The following is a 20,339-nucleotide window of genomic DNA, read 5'->3' as shown; positions in this document are numbered from 1 at the left end:
CTCGAACAGAATGATGAATGGGCCGTTCAACGCGCCAGGTATATGACGCTTGAGACCATGGCCCAAATGAGCGATGATCCCCAAATCAGCCTGCCCCGCTGTGATGTCGGGTTAGGAAACGAGCGGGACAGCAGGCTAATACACTGCCCGAATTGCCCCGTGTGGACGGCAAGCGTCAAGCCTTGATGCCAAATTCAAACGGATATGAGTGGGGCTTCGCAGCTGCGGCGAGGTCTCGATAGGGTCCGACAGTAAGCCCGAATGAGTGGGCACAATGGGACTGAAAGTGGGATCACTTGGTGAGCCCGTTGTTCCCGCGCGGAGATCCCGCCGCTATTCTCGCAAATGTCGGACAGCCGCCGCCCTTTGTCGCATTTGTCGAGATCACGACAATCGGTTTGTCCCGCTCTGCTCTACGCACCCGTCAAGCCACGGAGTGGTGCCTGCTTCGCAGTTTTGAATTTGAGAGCGAGCGGGCTACGGCTCCGTCATTGCTGGGGGTCCGATAGCGAAAGCCTGTTCGAGATGCGTGCTTCTCTATCGTCGCACAGGGCGTTTTCAGCATCTTGGGCCCTCTCACCGGTCTGAACAACTGTTTCAGCTTGATCATTTGAGGTTTTCGCAACCGAACGTGCTTGCCGTGGCTGGTCGGCAAGCCGTCGCTCGAACGATCATGGAATGCGATACTAAGTTTTCCGGAATCTGGATTCCAACTGGAATGCAGGAATACGATCGGTAGTAGCGTTTTTAGCTCGCATTTTACGCTGCATTTTCGAGTGGCACGTCGCTTGCTTCATTTCTCGTGCCGCCGATTCACCGAAACTCAGAAAGAGCCAACGCAAGCTCTATGGTGGTGCGAATTGCCCACTGCTCCCGCGCCCAGACGGCGCGGAACCGGCCTAAAAGCGGCATTAATCTTGGCGAAGGACAATTCAAATCCAAGGGAGAGTAAGATGAGCATCACACGCAGACATGTCATCGTTCAGGGTGGCGTCATTGCAGCAGGCCTGCTCGCCAGCGGCCTACCGGGGACAAAAGCCTTCGCGCAGATACCGTCAATCCCTTGGCGGCGCTCACTGCAGGGCTTGGCCTGGAACGACCCGATCATCGAGACCTATCGCGACGCAGTGCGCCTTCTCAACGCCCTTCCCGCCAGCGACAAATTCAACTGGGTCAACCTCTCGAAAATTCACGGCAGCGGTGACGTCGTCAAATACTGCCCGCATGGCAACTGGTATTTCCTGCCGTGGCACAGGGCCTATACGGCTATGTACGAGCGCATCGTTCGGCACGTGACCAAGAACAACGATTTCGCTATGCCGTTCTGGGACTGGACCGACAATCCGTACCTGCCCGAAGTGTTCACAATGCAAAAGACGCCCGACGGCAAGGACAATCCACTTTATGTTTCGTCGCGCACCTGGCCAATCACGCAGCCGATGCCGGACAATATAGTTGGGCCACAGGTTCTCAACACCATCCTAACGGCGAAGCCATACGAGGTCTTCGGCACCACCCGCCCCGAGGGACAGAACTCACTCGATCCTTCCTGGGTCACCACCAGCAGCGGCACGCAGGGGGCGCTGGAATACACACCGCACAATCAGGTGCACAACAATATCGGTGGCTGGATGCCGGAAATGTCGTCGCCCCGCGATCCGATCTTCTTCATGCATCATTGCAACATCGACCGCATCTGGGCGACCTGGAATTTGCGCAACGCCAACAGCACGGATCGACTCTGGGCCGACATGCCGTTCACCGACAATTTCTACGATGTCGACGGCAACTTCTGGTCCCCGAAGGTCTCTGACCTTTATGTTCCAGAGGAACTCGGATACAATTATGGTTTCCGGACCTACTTCAAGGTCGCGGCGGCGAGCGCCAAAACGCTGGCCCTGAACGATAAACTCACGTCCGTGATCGCGGCGACGGCGACCGATGCTGCAATCGCCGGCGTGACGACCACCTCCACGGACAACAGCAAGGCGGCAACGGAAAACGTGCCGCTTTCGCTGCCGATCAAGATCCCGGCGGGCGCATTGCAGGAGATCGTCCGCCAACCGCCTCTGCCATCCGGCATGGATACAATGGATTTTGGCGCGGCACAGGAGCAGGCGGCCTCCGCTCCTCGTGTGCTGGCATTCCTGCGCGATGTCGAGATCACCAGTGCCAGCACGACCAGCGTTCGGGTGTTTCTCGGCAAGAACGACCTTAAGGCCGATACGCCCGTCACCGATCCCCATTACGTCGGTTCTTTCGCCGTTCTCGGTCATGACGGCGACCATCATCGCAAACCATCCTTCGTCCTCGATCTGACGGACGCGATCCAGCGGGTTTACGGCGGAAGGGGGCAGACGGATGGCGAGGCCATCGACCTGCAGCTCATTCCTGTCGGATCGGGAGCGGGCAAACCCGGCGCCGTAGAGCCCGCAAAGCTAGAAATAGCCATAGTGTCCGCCTAACATCCGGACTGGCTGGGTTGTGGAGACATCGATGCGCTATCATCGTTGGGTGCTTATCGCTATTCGTGCGGCGGCATTATCGATGCTGCGCATCGTCAGCCCGGTTCAAGCTAACGAGAGCGACATGCGGGCAACGACCAGTAAGCCCGCGACGATAACCATATCGAGCAGAGCAGTCCACTCATCGGTTGATACCAGTGCGCGGGTCGTCCTTACTGTCACTGGTTATGAACCGTCGACTTCAGGACCAGTGACGACGGTCGTTTCGCTTGACTGCGGCAGTAACGTTCGCGAAATTGGTAGGTTTGGTATTTTTCCGAACAAGGCGTTTTCGGTATTGGACGGGGCAAAGCCTCAACGATTTGGGTTTCCCTTGCCCGATGACCCGTCTTGCCGTCAGCCACAGACCGTCATTATCCGGCTGGAGCCTCAAACAGGCGGCGGTTCGGGCGCCAGCATCACTATCAGCGACGCTAGCATTGAATAGATTGGCAGTCGGGGCTGATTTGCCGCTAGCTCCAGAACCTTGGCGGCAATGAAAGTCCGCCGGATAAAATAGAGGGTTTTGATAGGTTGTTGTGACAAAGGTCCAACGCGCAGCGCCTATCGTGGTCAACAGTTTACAGTCTTGCCGCTGCATTCGGCGACTGATGGTCGTCTGCAAGCAGGCAAAGGTTTTTGGCCGACCCGAGACTAGGCTCAAGATAAAGTCGCTCTTAAAGGCATTGAACCAACGACGCGTTCCTAGATCAGTAAAGTGACTCTTCAACCACTTCAGATGCTTGCGCGGAGGCTGTCCGAAAGCTGCATTGACTTCGCACGCGGTCCAAAACCGATTCAGACTGCGCGTTCAATTCAAAACTGAAGATTAGACGTGTGCTTTTAATGGCACTGGATTTGCAAGGACACGGGCGGCGTGCGGCCATAGGTATCGCTTCCATTCGTGATAGAGAGGCGCGGAGGTTAGTCTTGAAACGAAGAGATTTTTCGACTGTTGGGCTCACTGCTCTTCTCGCCGGGATCGTATTCCCGGCTTTTCCCAGCACCGGATTCAGTGAGCAGCGAAAGCCGTCCATCCCCGCACTCCCTGATCAGCGGAAACTTTGGAGTTGGATCAAAAGGCTCAACAGTTTCGGCCCCCGATTGACCGGCAGCCCGGCGCAAGCACGGGCAATCGATTATCTTGCTGGTGAGTTGAGAGGGATGGGCCTTGAGGTGAAGCGCGATCAACTCACGATGCGCCGGTGGATGCCACGAACCACCGCGTTCAAACTGTCAAATGGTGAAGTAATTGAGGTAGCGGCGCCGTTCCCGTATTCCGGGCTTACACCTCCCGGCGGTATCTCGGGTAAGATGGTTCTTTTCAACGGTCGGGTTCAGGCGTTTGAGAAAGCCCGCGGCAAAATTGCGGTGGTGACGGTAAAGCGTCGGGATCTGGCGGCATTCCTCGAACTGGTGACCAATCGACGCGGCAGCCTGCCGGAAGGCATAGACTTTCCCAAAGCCGTAACCACGCCGCTTATCACCGGTTTGCTTGGCGTACCGATCGACAAGGCGCGTGAAGCAGGGGTTTTAGCCGTCGTTTGCATTTTCGAAGGCGTCTCGGAAGTGCAGTTGAAGGGGCAGGTGCTGCCATTCACCACACCGTATTGGGGCTTACCTGCAATATGGGTGGCGCAATCTGAAGGAGAGCGGATCAAAGCCGCGAGCAAGCACGGTTTGAGCGGTCGCCTGACCTTGGATGGCACGTTGGAAGACGTTGCGACCGATACGATTTATGCGGTTTTGCCGGGCTGCAACCTGCTTGAGACAATCATCATCAACACCCACACCGATGGACCTAATGCGTGCGAAGAGAACGGCGGTGCTGGGGTACTCGCTCTGGCGCATTATTTCTCCTCGCTACCGAAATCTGCCCGCAACCGGAGCCTCGTCTTCGTACTCGTCACGGGTCATTTCCAGCTTCCCCAGTTCGGCCGCCACGGGAATCAGGCGACGGCGACCTGGCTCGAAATGCATCCAGAATTGTGGGACGGCAAACCCGGCCATGCTAAAGCCGTTGCAGGAGCTACGATTGAGCATCTTGGATGTACCGAGTGGCGAGATGACTTTGCAAAAGGGCACCCCGCGCCCACCGGGAAGCCGGAACTCGATTTGATCTATACCAGTAATAAGTCGATGAGTGACGTGTACATCGCTGCCGCACGCGGGCGCAAAAAGGTACGCGCGCTGATAGTCGCCCCAGCGGCGGCGCAGGTGATGTTGGGCGAAGGACAGCCATTATACGCATCAGGAATTCCGACGATATCAAGCTGTCCGATACCGGACTATCTTTGCCAGGTCTTGCCGGGCGGAGGCTTGGACCGGCTCGACCCTGATTACGCCTTTCAGCAAGTCGAAACCTTTGCCCGCACGGTCGACTTGCTCGACAGGATGCCGCGTGGTGAGATCGGAATCGTTCCGTTTAACCTGTCCACTGTTATCGGTGATCTGCTGTAAACCTGACCAACACTAACGCCAGCGAAAATGGCGGTGTCACGCGGTCGGCACTTTAACTGGCGCCGAGGATCATCTGGCTGTTCACGATAGTGCCGGGTCATAGCCGTCCCATCTGGGCACGCTTCGTCATGCATCAGATGACCGGCCTGCGTTTCCACATCGCGGCCTTCGAGGCTCTCGGCGGCGCTCCGCGGGAGTGCTTTGCGACCGGATGAAGACTGCCGTCATCGGTGAGCGTCAGACAGAAGGCATCGTCTATAACCGTGCCACCACCAGCCTTAGCCCCAACCAAAGCCACGCGGACGGCCGCTGAAACATCCTAGTTGGTGGGATCCCACACCGCAGGCGAATCCATCACCTCCTGTCCTCCGATAGTCTCCAACGAGCTGGGAGAAACTGCTGATCCAGGCTGAATGAAGACTTTGTGTGGCTTTCCCTGGCGACGAGCTTGCTGCCCCCTCTCCCGGCGTAGCTGGCTGACCCAGTGCTTGGCATAGACATTGCAGGGGATGAATGCGGCGGTAACTCGTTGGGGTCGGAAGTCGTCAAACTGCTTTCCTAGGCGTCGGCATTGCCTACCGAGCACCTCGCCAGACGGAAGCACGATCGATCTGGCACGTATGTATGCGTACGGGATCATAACCATAGAGGAGTTGAAACGATGGCGGATATTCTTACATCTCTAAACCCGCTCCGGTGGATTGAAGCGCCATCCACGGAACTGGACAGCCAAGTGACCCAAAGTCTATTCCCGATGTTCCAACGCTTGGCGGCAGCGGGCGCTGAAACCGCTAAAATTCTGCAGGTTGCCTTATTGCGCCGCGTGCAAGTCATGTGCGACACCCACTCTACCCGCCAGGGAAAGCTCTTTACTGAGGCCGAACGTCTTGCCGAGAGTCTACGCGAGGTGCACGGCAATGGGAATGGGCCACGCTTGGGCGGAATACCTGCGCGACGCTAGTGAGCGCGCCATATTGTGCATGGATCTTCTCCGACAGCGCGGCGACATCTTCCTCGAACATGAAGCGGCAGGCTGTCCGCCGGTTTTCTTCTGCGACTACGAGACAGTTATGGATGGAAACGATCTGCCCTTGAAATCCAATTACGTGTTACTTCGAATGATCCCGCCCCAAGGTGTTAACGTCGATGACACGAAGCGCCCCTTCATAATCATTTGCCCGCGCGCCGGACATAGTCCCGGCGTCGGTGGCCACAAAGAAGACAGCCAGGTCGGCGTGGCGTTCCGGGAAGGTCACCCGGTTTATTTGGTGTCCTTCCGCCGAGAGCCAGAGGGGGGGCAGTATCTCTCTAATGTCACGTATGCGGAAGCGGCCTTTGTTCGTGAGGTCATGCGCCTGCATCCGCTTGCCCGCCTTCCAGTCGTAGTCGGCAACTGCCAAGCTGGCTGGGCTACCCTTCTGATGGTTGCGACAAATCTCGACTTAGCTGGCCCGATCATCCTCAACGGATCGCCGGTGACACCTACCTCGGGAAATATCGGCGAAAATACCCTCCGCTACATGGCGGGCCTCTTCGGGGGAGCTTGGATAACCATGTTTTTGTCAGATCTGGGCGGAGGCATCTTCGACGGCGCCCATCTCGTACAGAATTTCGAAACGCTCAATCCCGAGCGCCAGTTATTCATGAAGTATGTCGAACTGTTCCGAGATGTGGATGCGGCGAGCGAAGCCTTCCTTAAGGCTGAGAAGTGGTGGGGCGGCTTCTGCCTGATGCGGGGAGACGAGATCCGCTGGATAGTTGAGCACCTCTTTGTTGGTAATCGACTGGCGCACAACAAGGCGTATGGGGAGCCGGACCGGCGGCATTTCGACCTTAAGAAGATCAGGGCGCCTATTATCATATTTGCCAGTCATGGCGACAATGTAACGCCGCCGCAGCAGGCGCTGAATTGGATCCCCGAAATCTATGACAACGAGGAGGAAATCCGCCTTCTCGGCCAGCACATTATTTATATGGTACACAACGACGTCGGTCACCTCGGTACATTCGTTTCCTCGAGAGTAATCAACAAAGAATACAATGAGGTTGCAAGCACGCTCGAGGCAATTGAGGCGTTGTTGCCTGGCCTTTACGAGATGCGCATCACGGACATTCAAGAAGATGCTGGACACAAGAGCTATAGTGTTGAACTGATCGAGCGCACCTTCGAGAATATCCGTGAGTTTAACGACGGCCATGACGATGGAGGTCCCTTCGCTGCCGTCGCCCGCGTCTCTGAACTGCAAGCGCAGATCTATCACACAGTTGCCCGCCCCTTTGTGCAGGCCGCGGTCACAGACATCTCAGCAGACGCCAGCCGAATGTTCCATCCAAAGCGGCTGGAGCGATCGCTGCTGTCTTCTCAGAATCCGATCATGGTTGGCTATAAGTCAATTTCAGAGCAGGTACGGAACTCCCGGGCGAACGCAGCAGCGGAAAATCCTTTCCTGGCTGCGGAAGCGCTCTATTTCAAGGCTGTCGAACAGGCGATCGTGGTCATGCGCGACTGGCGCGACATGGGTTATGAGCTCGCGTTTCACATGATCTGGAACAACCCTTGGCAGCGATATTTTGACAATCCCCACGAAGCATACCGCAAAGGGACGACACTTGACGATATGAGATGGCAGCCGGACATCGCCAATGCGCTCAGGAGGATCGCGATCGGCGGACTCGCCGATGCCATCATCCGTATGGTCGTACTCCTGGTGAGCGATCGTGGCGGGATCCGACGCGACCGCCTGGCGCGCTGGTCACGGGTGCTGACCGAGGACGAGCCCTTCCGCTCACTAAGCGCTGATCATTTGGCCGAAATCACTCGCGTGCAGACGGCTATCGTCACCTTTGAGCCGGAGCAAGCAATCGAGACGCTGCCGCTGTTGCTAACGGAACCGAGGCAACGGCAACTCGCTTATGCAGCCGCTTGCTATATCCCGGGCTCCAGGGCGGAGATGTCATCGAGTACTGTTGCCATGCTACAGCGCTTCGCGGACGTGCTTGGCCAGCCATCGATCGTCGATGTGATTGAGGATCCGCTGGCAGTGACATAGTTTGTTCGTAGAGTAGCGTCTCGATCTCACCGAATCACATAATTATTGGTTTTCGCTCGTTGGTCACGGAGGCGCTTGAAACAATTCCATCGCAAATCCAGCCAGGACCGCAGATCGGAAAATTGCCATTGGACATCCGTCCTTTACAACGCAACGATGCCGTAATCCGGTTCAGTGATCGGGCCGGCAGAGGGCGGATTGAAACTGTGGAGGAAGGCTCTCGTCATAGGGCTGGCGCTCGCTGCAAATCATCGTGATCGAACGCACTGGCCATACGGTTGATCTCGGCTGACCGCGCACCGACCGCCTTGGCGGTCTCGCGCCACCTTGCGGTGTCGCGACTTCCTTAATGATCGCGCGAGCCTCGGCGAGCGTTAGGGCGTAGAGCCCTGCAGGTTCTTCCAGCAGGTCAAGGGAGCAGGTGCCTTCATCAAGATCAATGTTTGTCGTCAGCGCGCGCGCCTTGACATCCGTAGGCACTGGATTGAGGTCATAGGCAGGGGACAACGACCAGCTGGCTTTATTGAGCCACAGAAAGCCGTGATTTTTCTCCCCAGCTCAGAGCTAGAGCGGGCTGCAGCGAGAAGCGGCCCGGGTCCTCGAGCCAGGCACGATCATACTCAAACACGATTGTTTCGGCACCACGGGCGCGATTGCTCCGGGCCAGATGGGACGTGTGCGGCCGTGAAGGTCGAGATGAACTTCGAAATCAGCCATCGCGTGACGATCCCGGTGATCGCCTTGGGTGAGCGTGCTTGGGCAACTCTGCATTGGCCAGAGACTGGCCGACGCTGTCGTCACCGATGTCGGCGACTTGGCTCAGCCCATCTAGCAGGCCGAGTGCCTGGAGGACGCCTGCATAGATGCCGATGCTGACATTGGTGTCGCCGGCCTCGATCTTTTGAAGCGTTGAGCGTGAGGTGAAGGCACGTTCGGCTACTACCGCCATAGGCAGGCGGCGACGTCGACGTGGATGTCTGCGCCCAGTTTGCGCAGCGCGCGCCGCACCCGGAGGGTTGTGAGGTGTCGGAATTTGTCACCTTCGCACTACAGATTGCACTAGATATGTAGCACGAAGGTTACAATTTTTCAAGAGAGATGGTCAGAGAGAAAAGTGGTTAGAATGGGAATTGCGGATAGCGCAAGTACGAGCCAGGCTGGCAGGCGAAGAAAGATGGCGGATCTTGAGGCGCTCAAGATCGATGCCGCCTCCGGACCGGAGGCGCGATCGGAACCACTATCGTCTGCTGATGCGGCTTTTGCCGATTGCCAAGCTGCACCCGGCCGTTAGTCGAACGGGTGCTCCTGGAAGATGCGGTGGTGTCGGTGACCGTGGACACCTCGTCGATCAGGGTCGCAACGTGGCTGGTTTTGAGAAATCGGCGGGCGGACATTGTCGGCCATCAGGACACCAATTGAACTAGGCCATTTGGACTAGAATTTCCACTTATGGCGCGCCAACCGATCGGTTCCTCATGGATCGGGAAGCCGACCTCTACACAGCGGGCTCAATCCTCGAGAATAGTTGCTAATGACCGCTCATCAGACAATCTGATTGAAAGTTCCCCGCGAAGCAGCCATATATTTAGCTCAAATTCATTAGTGCTACGTAGGACATTGATCATGGTAGATGTGGAGCTGCAGGTCGCTCGGCAAAATGCCTCTCTTCGAGTGCAAGTCGAAGAAAGGCTCAGACAGGCTATTGCGACGGGCAAGTTCAAGCCGGGGCAAAGGCTCGTCGAGCGCGAGCTTTGCGAAATGATCGGCGTGGGTCGCACGTCCGTCCGTGAAGCGCTTCGGCAGCTTGAGGCAGAGGGATTGATCACAAGCTTCCCCCACAAGGGTCCAGTTGTCAGTATCATAACCTATGAGGAGGCCGCTCAGCTCTACACCGTCCGCGCGCTGCTCGAGGGGTTTGCTGGTCAGCAGTTCGCCGAAAATGGAACGGCGGAAGATATTGCCACTTTGCAAGATGCCGTTAGAGAATTCGAAGCGTCGGCGGAAAGCGGCGTGGGACACAGGCTCATCGCTGCCAAAAACGCCTTCTATGACTGCTTGATGGATGGCAGCAAAAACGTCTTCGTCAGGCAAATGCTAACATCGCTGCACAACCGGATCAATCTTCTGCGCATGACTTCGATGACACAACCGGGGCGCCTCAAACATAGCATTGCAGAAATCAAAGAGATTGCCGAAGCGATCCAAAATCGCAACGGACCCAGGGCTGCGGCCGCTTGTAAGCACCACATTGATATGGCTGCGAAAGTCGCACTCGAGTACCTGCGCAACAACACCTCAGGCTGATGCCATAAGATTTTCCGAAAATTGACAGATTGTCTGATGCTGGAGGTGGCCGGGTGTAATTAAATCCTTCAGGCACGGTGCTTTTGACAACGCAACAACCTCTCTGGTGTCCATCGGACGATAAGATGGGTGCTGCTTGCACGTCATTTTAAGTGAGGTGATTGAAGAAGCGACGGCAAAATTGGCGTCGTAGCGAGGGCGCGCCGGCCCAAGCATGAATTTTCCGATTGACAGATTGTCTGATAGGTCGTTAACTACTCCTCACTAACGGAGGTAGCTGATTGTGCTTGCCTCACATTCGGGAGCGGGACGTTGTCACCACGAAAAAATCTGCGCGTCGCCTTTATTGGTCTCGGCGCAATGGGCGGGCCGATGGCACAACATCTGTTGTCGGCTCAATTCGAAGTCACTGGCTTTGATCTATCGGCCGAGGCTAGGGAAAGGTTCGCGGCCGTCGGCGGCGTTCCGGCAGAGACGGTAGCGGAAGCATTCAATGGGGCCGATGTTGCGGTTACCATGCTTCCCAACGGCAAGGTTGTTCAAGACGCGCTCTTCAAGGATGGGGCCTGGCAATCCCTGAGTGCTGACGCGCTTGTCATCGACATGAGCTCATCGGCGCCCAATGATACTCGTGAGCTCGCAGAGCGCTTGCATCAGAAGGGCTTGCGGCTGGTCGATGCTCCCGTGTCAGGCGGAGTGAAGCGAGCCGTCGAAGGCTCTCTTACTATCATGGCAGGCGGTGCTTCTGACGATATCGATCAAGCTGATCCCATCCTGTGCGCCATGGGCGGCCAGATTTTTAGGACAGGCCCGATCGGCTCAGGGCACGCCATGAAAGCCATCAACAATTTCGTATCGGGAGCCGGGGTTCTGGCAGCTATCGAAGGCGTTCTTCTTGGCCGAACGTTTGGTCTCGATCCTAGAACGATCGTCGATATTCTCAACTCGTCGTCTGGCAAGAACAACGCAACAGAAGTGAAGATGAAGCAGTTCATCCTCTCGGAGACTTTTGGCTCTGGTTTTGCTTTGGGGCTTATGGCGAAAGACATTAGGATTGCAGCGGACTTGTCGAAGGCGCTCAATCTCCAGCTGCCGACATTGGCCGGTACCGCTGATGCCTGGGATGCTGCTCGGCATGCTTTAGGCCCCGATGTCGACCATACGAAAATTGCGCAGTTCGTGAAAGATCAGGCCTGACCGCGAAAAACTACGCCAAACTGACAGTTGAAAATTGTCTGATAATCTGTCAAATATGATGAAGGGAGCGAAACCCAATGGCCACTTTGGACAGGAAAGATAAGGGGTCTAAGGCCGGCGAGCGAACAGCTCCATCGGAGCAGTTCAAGCGCGGACTTGCTACTCGTCGGCAGGTGATGGGGGACGCTTACGTTGATGCGGCCCTCGGAAAGGCGACCGACTTCACCTGGCCGATGCAGGAACTCGTCACCGAGTATTGTTGGGACAATATCTGGAACCGACCTGGCCTCGACCGTCGCGCTCGATCGATCCTCAACCTTGGAATGATAGCGGTTTTAAACCGACCGCACGAGCTCAGAGGCCACATCCGCGGCGCCATCAACAACGGTGTTACGAAACAGGAGATCCAGGAGATCTTCCTTCAGGTGGCTATCTACGTTGGTGTGCCAGCAGGCATCGACAGTTTCAGGCATGCCCAGGAAGAATTCACCGAAATGGGCATTTGAGAATGTGCTGTCCCGTGAGGGGGCATGTACAACATGCGCGGAGTTCTCAGCGCTTATCAACAAGGGAGGAGCCTAAAATGGCGATAGATCTCAAGAAATTCATAGAATTCGTGCGGGAGGATTTCGAGTTCAAGCGCGAAACTCGTTATCTTAACGGTATATTAAAATGCGATTTCCCTACCCGCAGTGTAGCGCTTCATTTCGAGGACGGTACGTTGCTAAAGGTGGAAGAGGCCGAATACGACGACGACAAGTGCACTATCGTCATACGCGGGACCGGTTCACAGTGGGAGGCGCTGCTTCAGCACAAACCCTTGCCGTTTTATCAGTGCTTGCAGTCATCAAACATCAAGCATGGCCTCTACCTTAGCAGTAACAACGAAACCTTCGCGTATCTGCCTGCTCTCAACCGCATGACCACCCTGATGCGCAATGCCCGTTCTGAAGGAGCAGCAGCATGACCAAGTTTGACCCCATTATCGGCCGTTATCTCTATCTCACCGTAGAAGGTATCGAGTACCGCGTCTATTACGAAGAAGCGGGCCAGGGGATTCCGCTTCTCGTCGGTCATACGGCAGGGTCCGACGGTCGCCAATACCGTCATATGCTTTGCGATTCCGACGTGACGAAAAATTTTCGCGTCATCGCGTTCGATCTGCCGTATCACGGCAAGTCCCTTCCCCCCTACGGCGTTCGCTGGTGGGAGAAGGAATACAACATGACCAAGAAGTTCATGATGGACTTCCAGCTCGAACTCTCAAAAGCGCTCGACCTAGACCGCCCCGTTTATTTGGGCAGCTCCATGGGCGGCCATCTCGCGATCGACCTGGCATCGAACTATCCGGACAACTTCCGCGCCACGATCTCGGTCGAAGGTGCGTTGCGCTCGGCGGCGGAGTACGTCGACGTCGGTATGGCTGGCATCCGCAGGGAGTTCGACAATCCAAACGTCAATCGCACCTCCATCGGTGCGGCGATGATGCTGAATATCTCACCGTACTCGCCAGAAGCGAATGTCCGTGAAATCCAGTGGGAATACAGCTGCGGTGGACCGGGAATCTTCGCGGGTGATCTTTATTACTACTACTACGACCACGATGTGTCGCCAGAAGAAGCCAGCAAAATCGATACGTCGAAATGTATGCTATACTTCCTCACGGGCGAATACGATCCAAACACGTCCCCGGCCGATACCAAGATTGCTGCAGACCTGGTCAAAGGCTCCAAGTTTTGGACAATGGAAAAGCTCGGACATTTTCCCGTTACTGAGGACTATAGCGAGTTCCGGAAGTATCTGTTGCCGATTCTTGAGGAGATCCAACAGTCATCAGCAGCCCGGTCTAAGGTTGCCTGATCCTTTTCTCGGGAGGAGAACTTCAATGAGGTGCATTCTGAATGTCACACTTGGGGCGCTGATCTCGGTTAGCGCCCTGGCGACAACCGCTTACGCGGATGGTGTCGATCAGCTACCGGCTACAGAAAAGAAGATCTATGAAACTGTAGATCCGCAGATTCCATTGGGGGCGAGCGCCTACAAAGACTTCAAGCCCAAAAAGGGTCCTCCGTGGAAGATCGGCTATGCAAGCAGCTACGCTGGCAACACCTGGCGAGCCGCAGCTCTCGATGCGGTCATGAGCGATCTTTTACCGCGATCAAAGGCTGCGGGCCTGGTGTCTGATGTCGTGGTCACCCAGTCGGATCTTAAAGACGCCGTTCAGATCCAGCAGATGCGTCAAATGGTGGACGAAGGCGTCGATGCAATCATCATCTGCTGCTCGAACGTCACGGCTCTTAATCAGACGATCGAATATGCCTACAAAGCCGGTGTGCCGGTGTTCTCATTTTCGGGCTACGTGACGTCGCCATACGCCATCAATGGCGCGGCCAATCACGCGCAGGGCGGTGCCGAGATGGCGACGTGGCTGGCGGAAAAAATAGGAAAGAAGGGCAATATCCTTCTCGTTTCTGGTATTCCCGGTTTCGCTTCTTCGGACAGCTTTGACAAAGCGGCTAAGGAAGCACTTGCTAAGTACCCCGACATAAAGATCGTCGGTGAAGTTGCAGGGAAGTGGACCGACCAGGTGGCCCAGGTCGAAGTTCAGAAGTTTCTTGCGACGAACCCGACGAAGATTGATGGGATCCTCACGCAGGGGGCCCAAGAGAACGGCGTTCTCAACGCAATGCTGCAGTCAGGTCGAGACATGATCCCGATTACTCTCGGGGGGGAAGCTTCCGCCGCGTGCTACTGGCGCAAGAACCCCGAGTTTGTGGACAGGAGTTTCCATATTTGGCCGCCGCGTCGCGAGATGCAACAGATGTGGGAGATCATGCTCCGCACATTGGAGGGACAAGGCCCTAAGGTTCAGTCCTTCCTTCGACCCGTCTTGCCTTACACCATCGATGAAGTCCGCGCGGCAATACCAGAAGATTGCGACTTGAACTCGACAGACTTCGTGGAGCCCAAGGCGGACGGGTGGTTTCCTGCTGCGATTGCTGCAGACTACTTCGAACGCCCGGCTGATCCCTGGAAGCCTGTGTCGAAGTGAAACTGTTCTGCCCGGTGGGTCTTGCCACCGGACAGAAGTTTCTCTTGTGGGAGGACCGCCTCGCGCGGCCGTTGGGATTAGAGGATCTCCGATGCAAAACCAAACTACGATCAAGTTGATCAATGTTGCCAAGTCTTTCGGCGAGACTAAGGCCTTAAAGAAGTGTGATTTTGAAGCCCGGGCCGGAGAAGTGCACGCCATCGTCGGAGAGAATGGAAGTGGCAAAAGCACGATGGCGAAGATCATGTCTGGAGTGTTGCACCCAGATTCCGGGAGCGTTTCGGTCCTTGGAGAAGAGATTTCGACTCCGACTGACGCCAAGCGCATCGGGCTGACAACGATCTTCCAGGAAGTGCTGGTGGCCGACGAGGCCAGTGTATTGGAAAACCTGTATGTCGGGCGCGACGGCATCTTCCGCTCGCAGGGCGGCAGTGGTCGGCGTACCGAGGCTGAGGAGATCCTGAAACGCCTCGTCGGCAAGCCCGTGGATCTCGATCAGAACGTTGGGGCATTGCCTCTGAGCGTCAAGCAATGGATAGTTATTGCGCGAGCGGTCTTGCGCAGGCCGAAGGTCCTCATCCTCGATGAATCGTCTGCGGCATTAGACCTCGATTCCACGATCCGCCTCCACGAGGAAATTGATCGTCTCCGTAGGGAAGGTGCGACCGTGCTGATCGTAACGCATCGGATCGCTGAACTTGTCCGCATCGCCGATCGAGCCACGATCCTTCGCGACGGCGTCACCATTGGTACGCTCGAGAAGCATGAAATAACTGAAGAGAACCTGCTTTCAATGATGACGCCCGCGGACCGAAACGCAAGCGACGCGAAGGCGTACGAATCAAAGCAAGTAGGCGCCGCCGCGCCGGCCGTGGTAGCGGTAAGAGACCTCGTTACTCACAGCGCGGCAGCGCCCTTCGATTTCGATCTACCGAAAGGAGCGATCATCGGTGTTGCAGGACTCGACGGGCAGGGGCAGGACGCTTTCGTACGCGCCGTTGCGGGTATCATCCAGCCTTTTGGTGGTAATGTCCAAGTCTGGTCATCCAGCACCGAGAGAATGAAAAAGGTCGCATCGCTCGAAGACGCTACCAAAGCAGGAATCTCGTATATTTCCGGCGACCGCAAGCGTGAAGGTATCTTCCCTCAGCAGAGCATCTTCGAAAATCTTGCCATCGGCGTCTATCGCAAGAACCTCGGTCCTCTTGGTATAATCAATAAGGCCGGCCTCAAACCCATGTTCAAACGCGAGGTGGATCGGCTCCGGATTAAGATTGGAAGTCCGGCGAACAAGATCACCTCACTGTCGGGCGGAAATCAGCAAAAAGTTTTGATCGGCCGTGCCTTTGCAAACGAACCGTCCGTCATCGTCCTTAACGATCCCGCTCGCGGTGTCGACCTCGGAACGAAGCGCGATCTCTACCGCGAACTGCGCCTGTTCACGGAGAAGGGTGGCAGCGTGATTTATCTATCAAGCGAAATCGAAGAGTTCATCGGCTTTGCGGACCGCGTCGACGTCTTCTTTGCTGGAAGGCTTTTCCGGTCGCTAGCAGGCGAGGACATAGCGGAAGAGCCAATCTTGGCCGCAATGTTTGGAAAATCGCCAAACGCCTCCATCGAGTTCGATCTGGAAAGGACTGCATGATGTCTGGAATCGCATTCCGTCAAATCACCCAGGACCGTTCCCTCTTCGTGCCGGCCGGCCTATTCATCGTCCTTTTGGTCGCCGTTGCCCTACGCGGACACGGGCTATTCACGAACAACGGCCTCGCAGGTGCAATCCTTGTCGCCACGCCCTTGATTCTAACGGCGCTTGCCCTCACCCCCATTGTCATGGCGGGTCGTGGAGCAGTGGACCTTTCAGTTGGCCCCTTGATGGGGTTCATCAACGTTACCCTTATTACCTGGCTTGTGGGTAACGGAATTACCAACCCTATCGCAGTGATAGTATGGGCAGTCGGCCTGGGAGCGGCATTCCAGCTACTCCAGGCGCTGGTTATCATTTATGTGCGTGTCGCTCCGATAATCGTTACGCTGTCGGGTTTTCTTGTCCTCTCCGGGTTGAACCTGATGGTGATGTCCCGACCGGGTGGAGTCGCGCCCGACTGGATGCTTAGCTGGGGGGCGGGGACCGACATCATGTCACCTGTTTTGCTGTTGCTGGTTGCAGCGTATGCATTATGGCTCCTTCTCAGGGGGACTATGTTTTACCGCAACCTTCGCATGACGGGTGCGGATGAGCGCATGGCGTATACGAGCGGCGTTCGAGTGGACGCAGTCCGCATCATCGCCCACGTTGTTGGTGGAGCATTCGCTGGACTTGCCGCCCTCAGCTACACGGCGCTGATCTCCTCTGGTGATCCGACGCAGGGCAGCACCTACACCCTTCAGGCTGTTACGGCCCTGGTTCTCGGAGGTGCGAGCCTCTCCGGTGGTCGTGGTGGAGCACTTGGATCTACGCTTGGCGCGATCAACATGTTCCTCATCTCCTATCTCCTCTCCACCTTCAACTTCGGCACGGTTTCGGGGTTCGTTACCCAGATGGCATTCGGCTTAATCCTCGTCGGATCACTTCTCGTGAACGTCTTTGTCATCAGTCGCCGCGCGGTTGTGTAAGGAGCAAGATAATGGTCGCGACAGTTATGAATTCCGAAATCAAATCGGCTCAGAAGTCTAACCCGCTCAAGGCTCATCGGAGCATCGTCATTGGCTTTGTTCTTCTGGCCTCTCTCTTAGCACTCGGTGCATTGCTGGTCCCCGGCTTCGTATCATCCCAAAACGCGCGTTCAATCCTTCTTCTCGCAGCGTTTCTGGGGCTTGCCTCCATTGGCCAGACCCTGTGCGCTCTGGTCGGTGCGCTCGATCTTTCGATACCATATATTATTGGAGGCGCGAACATCCTCCTTCCCAGCCTTATGGTCGCAGGTATTCCCGCTCCCCTCGCGATGCTGGTTGTCATGCTCCTCGGTGCGCTTGTCGGGGCCGCCAATGGCGCCCTGAGCTTCCGTCTCCAAGGGCAAGCGCTGATCATGTCGCTCGGAGTTGGCTTCGCGGCCGTCGGTGCGGTCCAGATCTACACCTCACTCGGCTCGGCGTTTGGTGGTACAGTGTTTGCTCCGGTACCCGAATGGCTGAGGAACATTTCGGCGTTCAACGGAAAGTTTTTCGGCCTGTCGCTGCCTCCGGTCATCGTGATCTGGGCTATCGTCGCCATCGCGCTTGGATGGTTCATGTACAACACCTGGTTTGGCCGCAGCATTTACGCCGTCGGCGGAAGCCGGACGGCGGCCGCCCGCCTCGGAATCTCCGAATTCAAGGTCTGGACCGTCATCCATAGCGTCAGCGGTGCCATGTCTGCAATCACGGGCATGCTGCTACTAGGGTTTTCCGGTGGTGGCTTCGTCGGCGTGGGCGACCCTTATCTTTTCACCACCGTAGCAGCGGTGGTGATTGGAGGGACGTCGCTTCTTGGTGGGGCGGGCGGCTATGGCGCGACAGTGCTCGGTGTTCTTGTCCTGACTGTACTGACCTCGCTTCTAGTTGGCCTCGGACTGAACTTTCCGGCGCAGCAGGCTGTCGTCGGTCTGCTCATCGTTCCGATGGTCGCGATATACGCACGGTCACCACACATTCGAAATCAGATATGATCAATGCATAGAAAGGAAGATCCATGGCAATCTCCAGCACCCTGCTAGGCCGTTTAAAGGACCAGACTCTCGTTCGCGAGCAGATGCTGGTTGGAGGAAAGTGGTCGAGCGAAGGGGTAAACGGCACACGCATCAACGTGCTAAACCCCTCCACGATGGACGTCCTTGCCTCTTTGCCTAGCGCTGGCCTTGCTGAAGTGCGAGCCTCTATCGATGCTGCAAAGGCTGCACAGAAGAAGTGGGCTAAGGTTTCGGCGAAGGAACGCTCGCTGATCATGCGGAAGTTCTACGAAGAGGTGGTAGCTAACGCTGAAGACCTGGCCGTAATTCTGACATCGGAAATGGGCAAGCCACTGGCGGAAGCGCGTGGCGAGATTGCTTACGGCGCTTCCTACATCGAATGGTTCGGTGAGGAAGCCAAGCGTGTCTATGGTGACACCATTCCAGGTCACCAGGCCGACAAGCGACTGCTTGTCATCAAGCAGCCGGTTGGCGTTGTGGCCGCCATCGCTCCTTGGAACTTTCCGTCGGCGATGGTGTGCCGCAAGATCGCGCCGGCGCTCGCGTCCGGCTGCGCGATCGTATTCAAGCCTGCTGCCGAGACTCCGTTATCGGCGCTTGCATTGGCGATCCTCGCGGAGCGTGCCGGAATACCCGATGGCTTGTTCAGCGTCCTCCCGACGGATAATGCAAGAATGTTTGGCGAGGAGGTCTGCTCCAACCCGGTCGTCAAGAAACTGACCTTCACCGGTTCGACCGAAGTTGGCCGTATCTTGATGGCGCAAGGCGCCCAGAAGATCATGAAGCTGAGCCTGGAACTCGGCGGCAATGCGCCGTTTATCGTTTTCGACGATGCAGATCTCGACCAGGCGGTCGAGGGGGCTATGCTTTCTAAGTTTCGTAACGCGGGTCAAACCTGCGTGTGCGCGAACCGTATTTACGTACAGAGCGGGATCCATGACAGGTTCGTCGAGAAGCTGGCAATGCGCGTGAGTGCCTTGCAGGTTCTTGACGGGTTTGAGAGCGGGGCGACGATCGGCCCGTTGATCAACGATGAAGCGGTAGCAAAGCTCTATGGTCATATCGATGACGCTGTGACCAAGGGTGCGACTGTCGTGGTTGGTGGTGACCGCGATGCTCGCGGAGGCACGTTCGTCCAACCAACGCTTCTCTCGGGTGCCACAAAGGATATGAAGGTTGCGCGTGAGGAAACCTTCGCGCCTCTGGCTCCGGTGTTCAAGTTCGATACTGTCGAGGAAGTCATCGAACTCGCGAACGATACGGAATTCGGCTTGGCAGCCTACTTTTTCGCCAACGACCTCAGGAACGTTTGGAAGGTCACAGAGGCGCTGGAATACGGCATGGTTGGCGTGAACACGGGTCTGATTTCCACCGAATTAGCGCCATTCGGCGGCGTCAAGCAATCCGGCTTCGGCCGAGAGGGCTCAAAGTACGGAATGGATGGCTTCTTATCCATGAAATACGTCTGCATGGGCGGGATCGGCGCATAGCGATCGCCCAAGGGTCGCTCGCCGACTGAACTTAAAGGGGGAGAGGTCTGTTGAATAGAGGCAGGACAGCAACATCCTCTCCGCCGGTTGCGAGGTCTCAAAAGGCTGGACTTTTCTAGAGGTTTCGCGGGAGCTGTCCTACGGATCTTCCCTTCCGACCCCTTCTGGGGCCGGCCTTGCAGACGAGATTTCTGCCTGTCTTTTCGATTGTCGATCCTTCCGCCAATGCCCTACAAGGTAAGTCTTTCCCAGATAGCTTGTAGCCTTCGAAGAGGTAACACGACATGAACGAGCTGTTGCACCGTGGCGTTGTCGTTTCAACGTATCGGAGTCCTGAGCAGGAGCATGATCACCACCCGATCGATGCACGCGTTCGTCCTGAAATCGATCAGGCCGACGATGCTGCACGTGCCAGCGTGGAGGGTCAAGCGAAAGCCATTCGCGTCAACCAGCGACGCGTCAAGGTGTAGTTGTCGGCGGCCGCACCCTCAGTGTCGGTTTGACGTAGCCGCCGATCTTCGCCGGCGCCAGGCCTTTATGGTAGATCCGGATGCGTCCGGGTCATCCAGACGTCAAACGCGTAATGCAGGAAGAGATTCGATAGGATCGGGCTG

16 protein-coding genes and 2 pseudogenes are annotated in these 20,339 nt (G+C 56.4%); 16 read left to right on the top strand and 2 right to left on the bottom strand.

Annotation, left to right across the window (positions count from 1 at the left end; translation table 11 throughout):
* Positions 1-953 precede the first annotated feature (953 nt).
* The 5 genes and pseudogenes from PYR71_RS29720 to PYR71_RS29700 all read left to right on the top strand — a co-directional run bounded on the left by PYR71_RS29720 (position 954) and on the right by PYR71_RS29700 (position 8,014).
* Positions 954-2,465: a tyrosinase family protein gene (locus tag PYR71_RS29720; protein ID WP_029875549.1), complete on the top strand. Its 1,512-nt coding sequence runs from the start codon at positions 954-956 to the stop codon at positions 2,463-2,465.
* A gap of 31 nt (positions 2,466-2,496) precedes the next feature.
* Positions 2,497-2,952, top strand: coding sequence for a hypothetical protein (locus PYR71_RS29715; protein WP_011053334.1), 456 nt, complete (start codon positions 2,497-2,499; stop codon positions 2,950-2,952).
* Positions 2,953-3,434: 482 nt separating this feature from the next.
* Positions 3,435-4,964 (top strand): zinc-binding metallopeptidase family protein, encoded by a 1,530-nt coding sequence (locus PYR71_RS29710; RefSeq protein ID WP_064812014.1) that lies wholly within the window; start codon positions 3,435-3,437, stop codon positions 4,962-4,964.
* A gap of 65 nt (positions 4,965-5,029) precedes the next feature.
* Positions 5,030-5,247, top strand: a pseudogene (locus PYR71_RS29705) (IS21 family transposase); the annotation flags it as partial.
* A gap of 640 nt (positions 5,248-5,887) precedes the next feature.
* Entirely contained in the window at positions 5,888-8,014 is a 2,127-nt protein-coding gene (locus tag PYR71_RS29700) for a DUF3141 domain-containing protein (RefSeq protein ID WP_245421412.1), read from the top strand.
* A 223-nt stretch (positions 8,015-8,237) separates the two neighbouring features.
* Here PYR71_RS29700 and PYR71_RS30910 read toward each other — a convergent pair.
* Positions 8,238-8,563: pseudogene (locus PYR71_RS30910) on the bottom strand (type II toxin-antitoxin system HipA family toxin); the annotation flags it as partial.
* Positions 8,564-8,723: 160 nt separating this feature from the next.
* Positions 8,724-8,963 (bottom strand): helix-turn-helix domain-containing protein, encoded by a 240-nt coding sequence (locus PYR71_RS29695; protein ID WP_008534330.1) that lies wholly within the window; start codon positions 8,961-8,963, stop codon positions 8,724-8,726.
* 674 nt (positions 8,964-9,637) lie between these two features.
* Here PYR71_RS29695 and PYR71_RS29690 point away from each other — a divergent pair.
* The 11 genes from PYR71_RS29690 (at position 9,638) to PYR71_RS29640 (ending at position 20,195) form a co-directional block, all read left to right on the top strand.
* Positions 9,638-10,318: a GntR family transcriptional regulator gene (locus tag PYR71_RS29690; RefSeq protein ID WP_004668612.1), complete on the top strand. Its 681-nt coding sequence runs from the start codon at positions 9,638-9,640 to the stop codon at positions 10,316-10,318.
* 312 nt (positions 10,319-10,630) lie between these two features.
* The gene (locus PYR71_RS29685) at positions 10,631-11,515 is read left to right on the top strand and encodes an NAD(P)-dependent oxidoreductase (RefSeq protein WP_004668614.1); all 885 of its coding nucleotides are present in this window, start codon (positions 10,631-10,633) and stop codon (positions 11,513-11,515) included.
* Positions 11,516-11,592: 77 nt separating this feature from the next.
* Complete coding sequence (locus PYR71_RS29680; protein ID WP_170964896.1) at positions 11,593-12,021, top strand: carboxymuconolactone decarboxylase family protein; 429 nt, start codon at positions 11,593-11,595, stop codon at positions 12,019-12,021.
* Between the two features lie 77 nt (positions 12,022-12,098).
* A complete protein-coding gene (locus tag PYR71_RS29675; RefSeq protein ID WP_004668622.1) occupies positions 12,099-12,482 on the top strand; it encodes a hypothetical protein in 384 nt (127 codons plus the stop codon).
* Positions 12,479-13,375 carry an alpha/beta fold hydrolase gene (locus PYR71_RS29670; protein WP_004668623.1) on the top strand — a complete coding sequence of 299 codons (897 nt, stop codon included), beginning with the start codon at positions 12,479-12,481 and terminating at the stop codon, positions 13,373-13,375. Before PYR71_RS29675 ends, PYR71_RS29670 begins: the two co-directional genes overlap by 4 nt.
* A gap of 25 nt (positions 13,376-13,400) precedes the next feature.
* Complete coding sequence (locus PYR71_RS29665) at positions 13,401-14,567, top strand: ABC transporter substrate-binding protein (RefSeq protein WP_008534334.1); 1,167 nt, start codon at positions 13,401-13,403, stop codon at positions 14,565-14,567.
* Between the two features lie 91 nt (positions 14,568-14,658).
* Positions 14,659-16,212, top strand: coding sequence for a sugar ABC transporter ATP-binding protein (locus PYR71_RS29660; RefSeq protein WP_004668627.1), 1,554 nt, complete (start codon positions 14,659-14,661; stop codon positions 16,210-16,212).
* Entirely contained in the window at positions 16,209-17,183 is a 975-nt protein-coding gene (locus PYR71_RS29655; RefSeq protein WP_008534336.1) for an ABC transporter permease, read from the top strand. The genes PYR71_RS29660 and PYR71_RS29655 overlap by 4 nt, the downstream gene beginning before the upstream one ends.
* Positions 17,184-17,194: 11 nt before the next feature.
* Positions 17,195-18,214 (top strand): ABC transporter permease, encoded by a 1,020-nt coding sequence (locus PYR71_RS29650; protein ID WP_004668632.1) that lies wholly within the window; start codon positions 17,195-17,197, stop codon positions 18,212-18,214.
* Between the two features lie 23 nt (positions 18,215-18,237).
* Complete coding sequence (locus tag PYR71_RS29645) at positions 18,238-19,725, top strand: NAD-dependent succinate-semialdehyde dehydrogenase (protein ID WP_097584873.1); 1,488 nt, start codon at positions 18,238-18,240, stop codon at positions 19,723-19,725.
* 284 nt (positions 19,726-20,009) lie between these two features.
* Entirely contained in the window at positions 20,010-20,195 is a 186-nt protein-coding gene (locus PYR71_RS29640) for a hypothetical protein (protein WP_004668636.1), read from the top strand.
* Positions 20,196-20,339 lie beyond the last annotated feature (144 nt).

The organism is Rhizobium mulingense (genome assembly GCF_029194105.1).
Classification (GTDB): domain Bacteria; phylum Pseudomonadota; class Alphaproteobacteria; order Rhizobiales; family Rhizobiaceae; genus Rhizobium; species Rhizobium mulingense.
The sequence above is the reverse complement of the archived record's forward strand: the minus strand, read 5'-3'. Positions and strand labels throughout refer to the sequence as shown.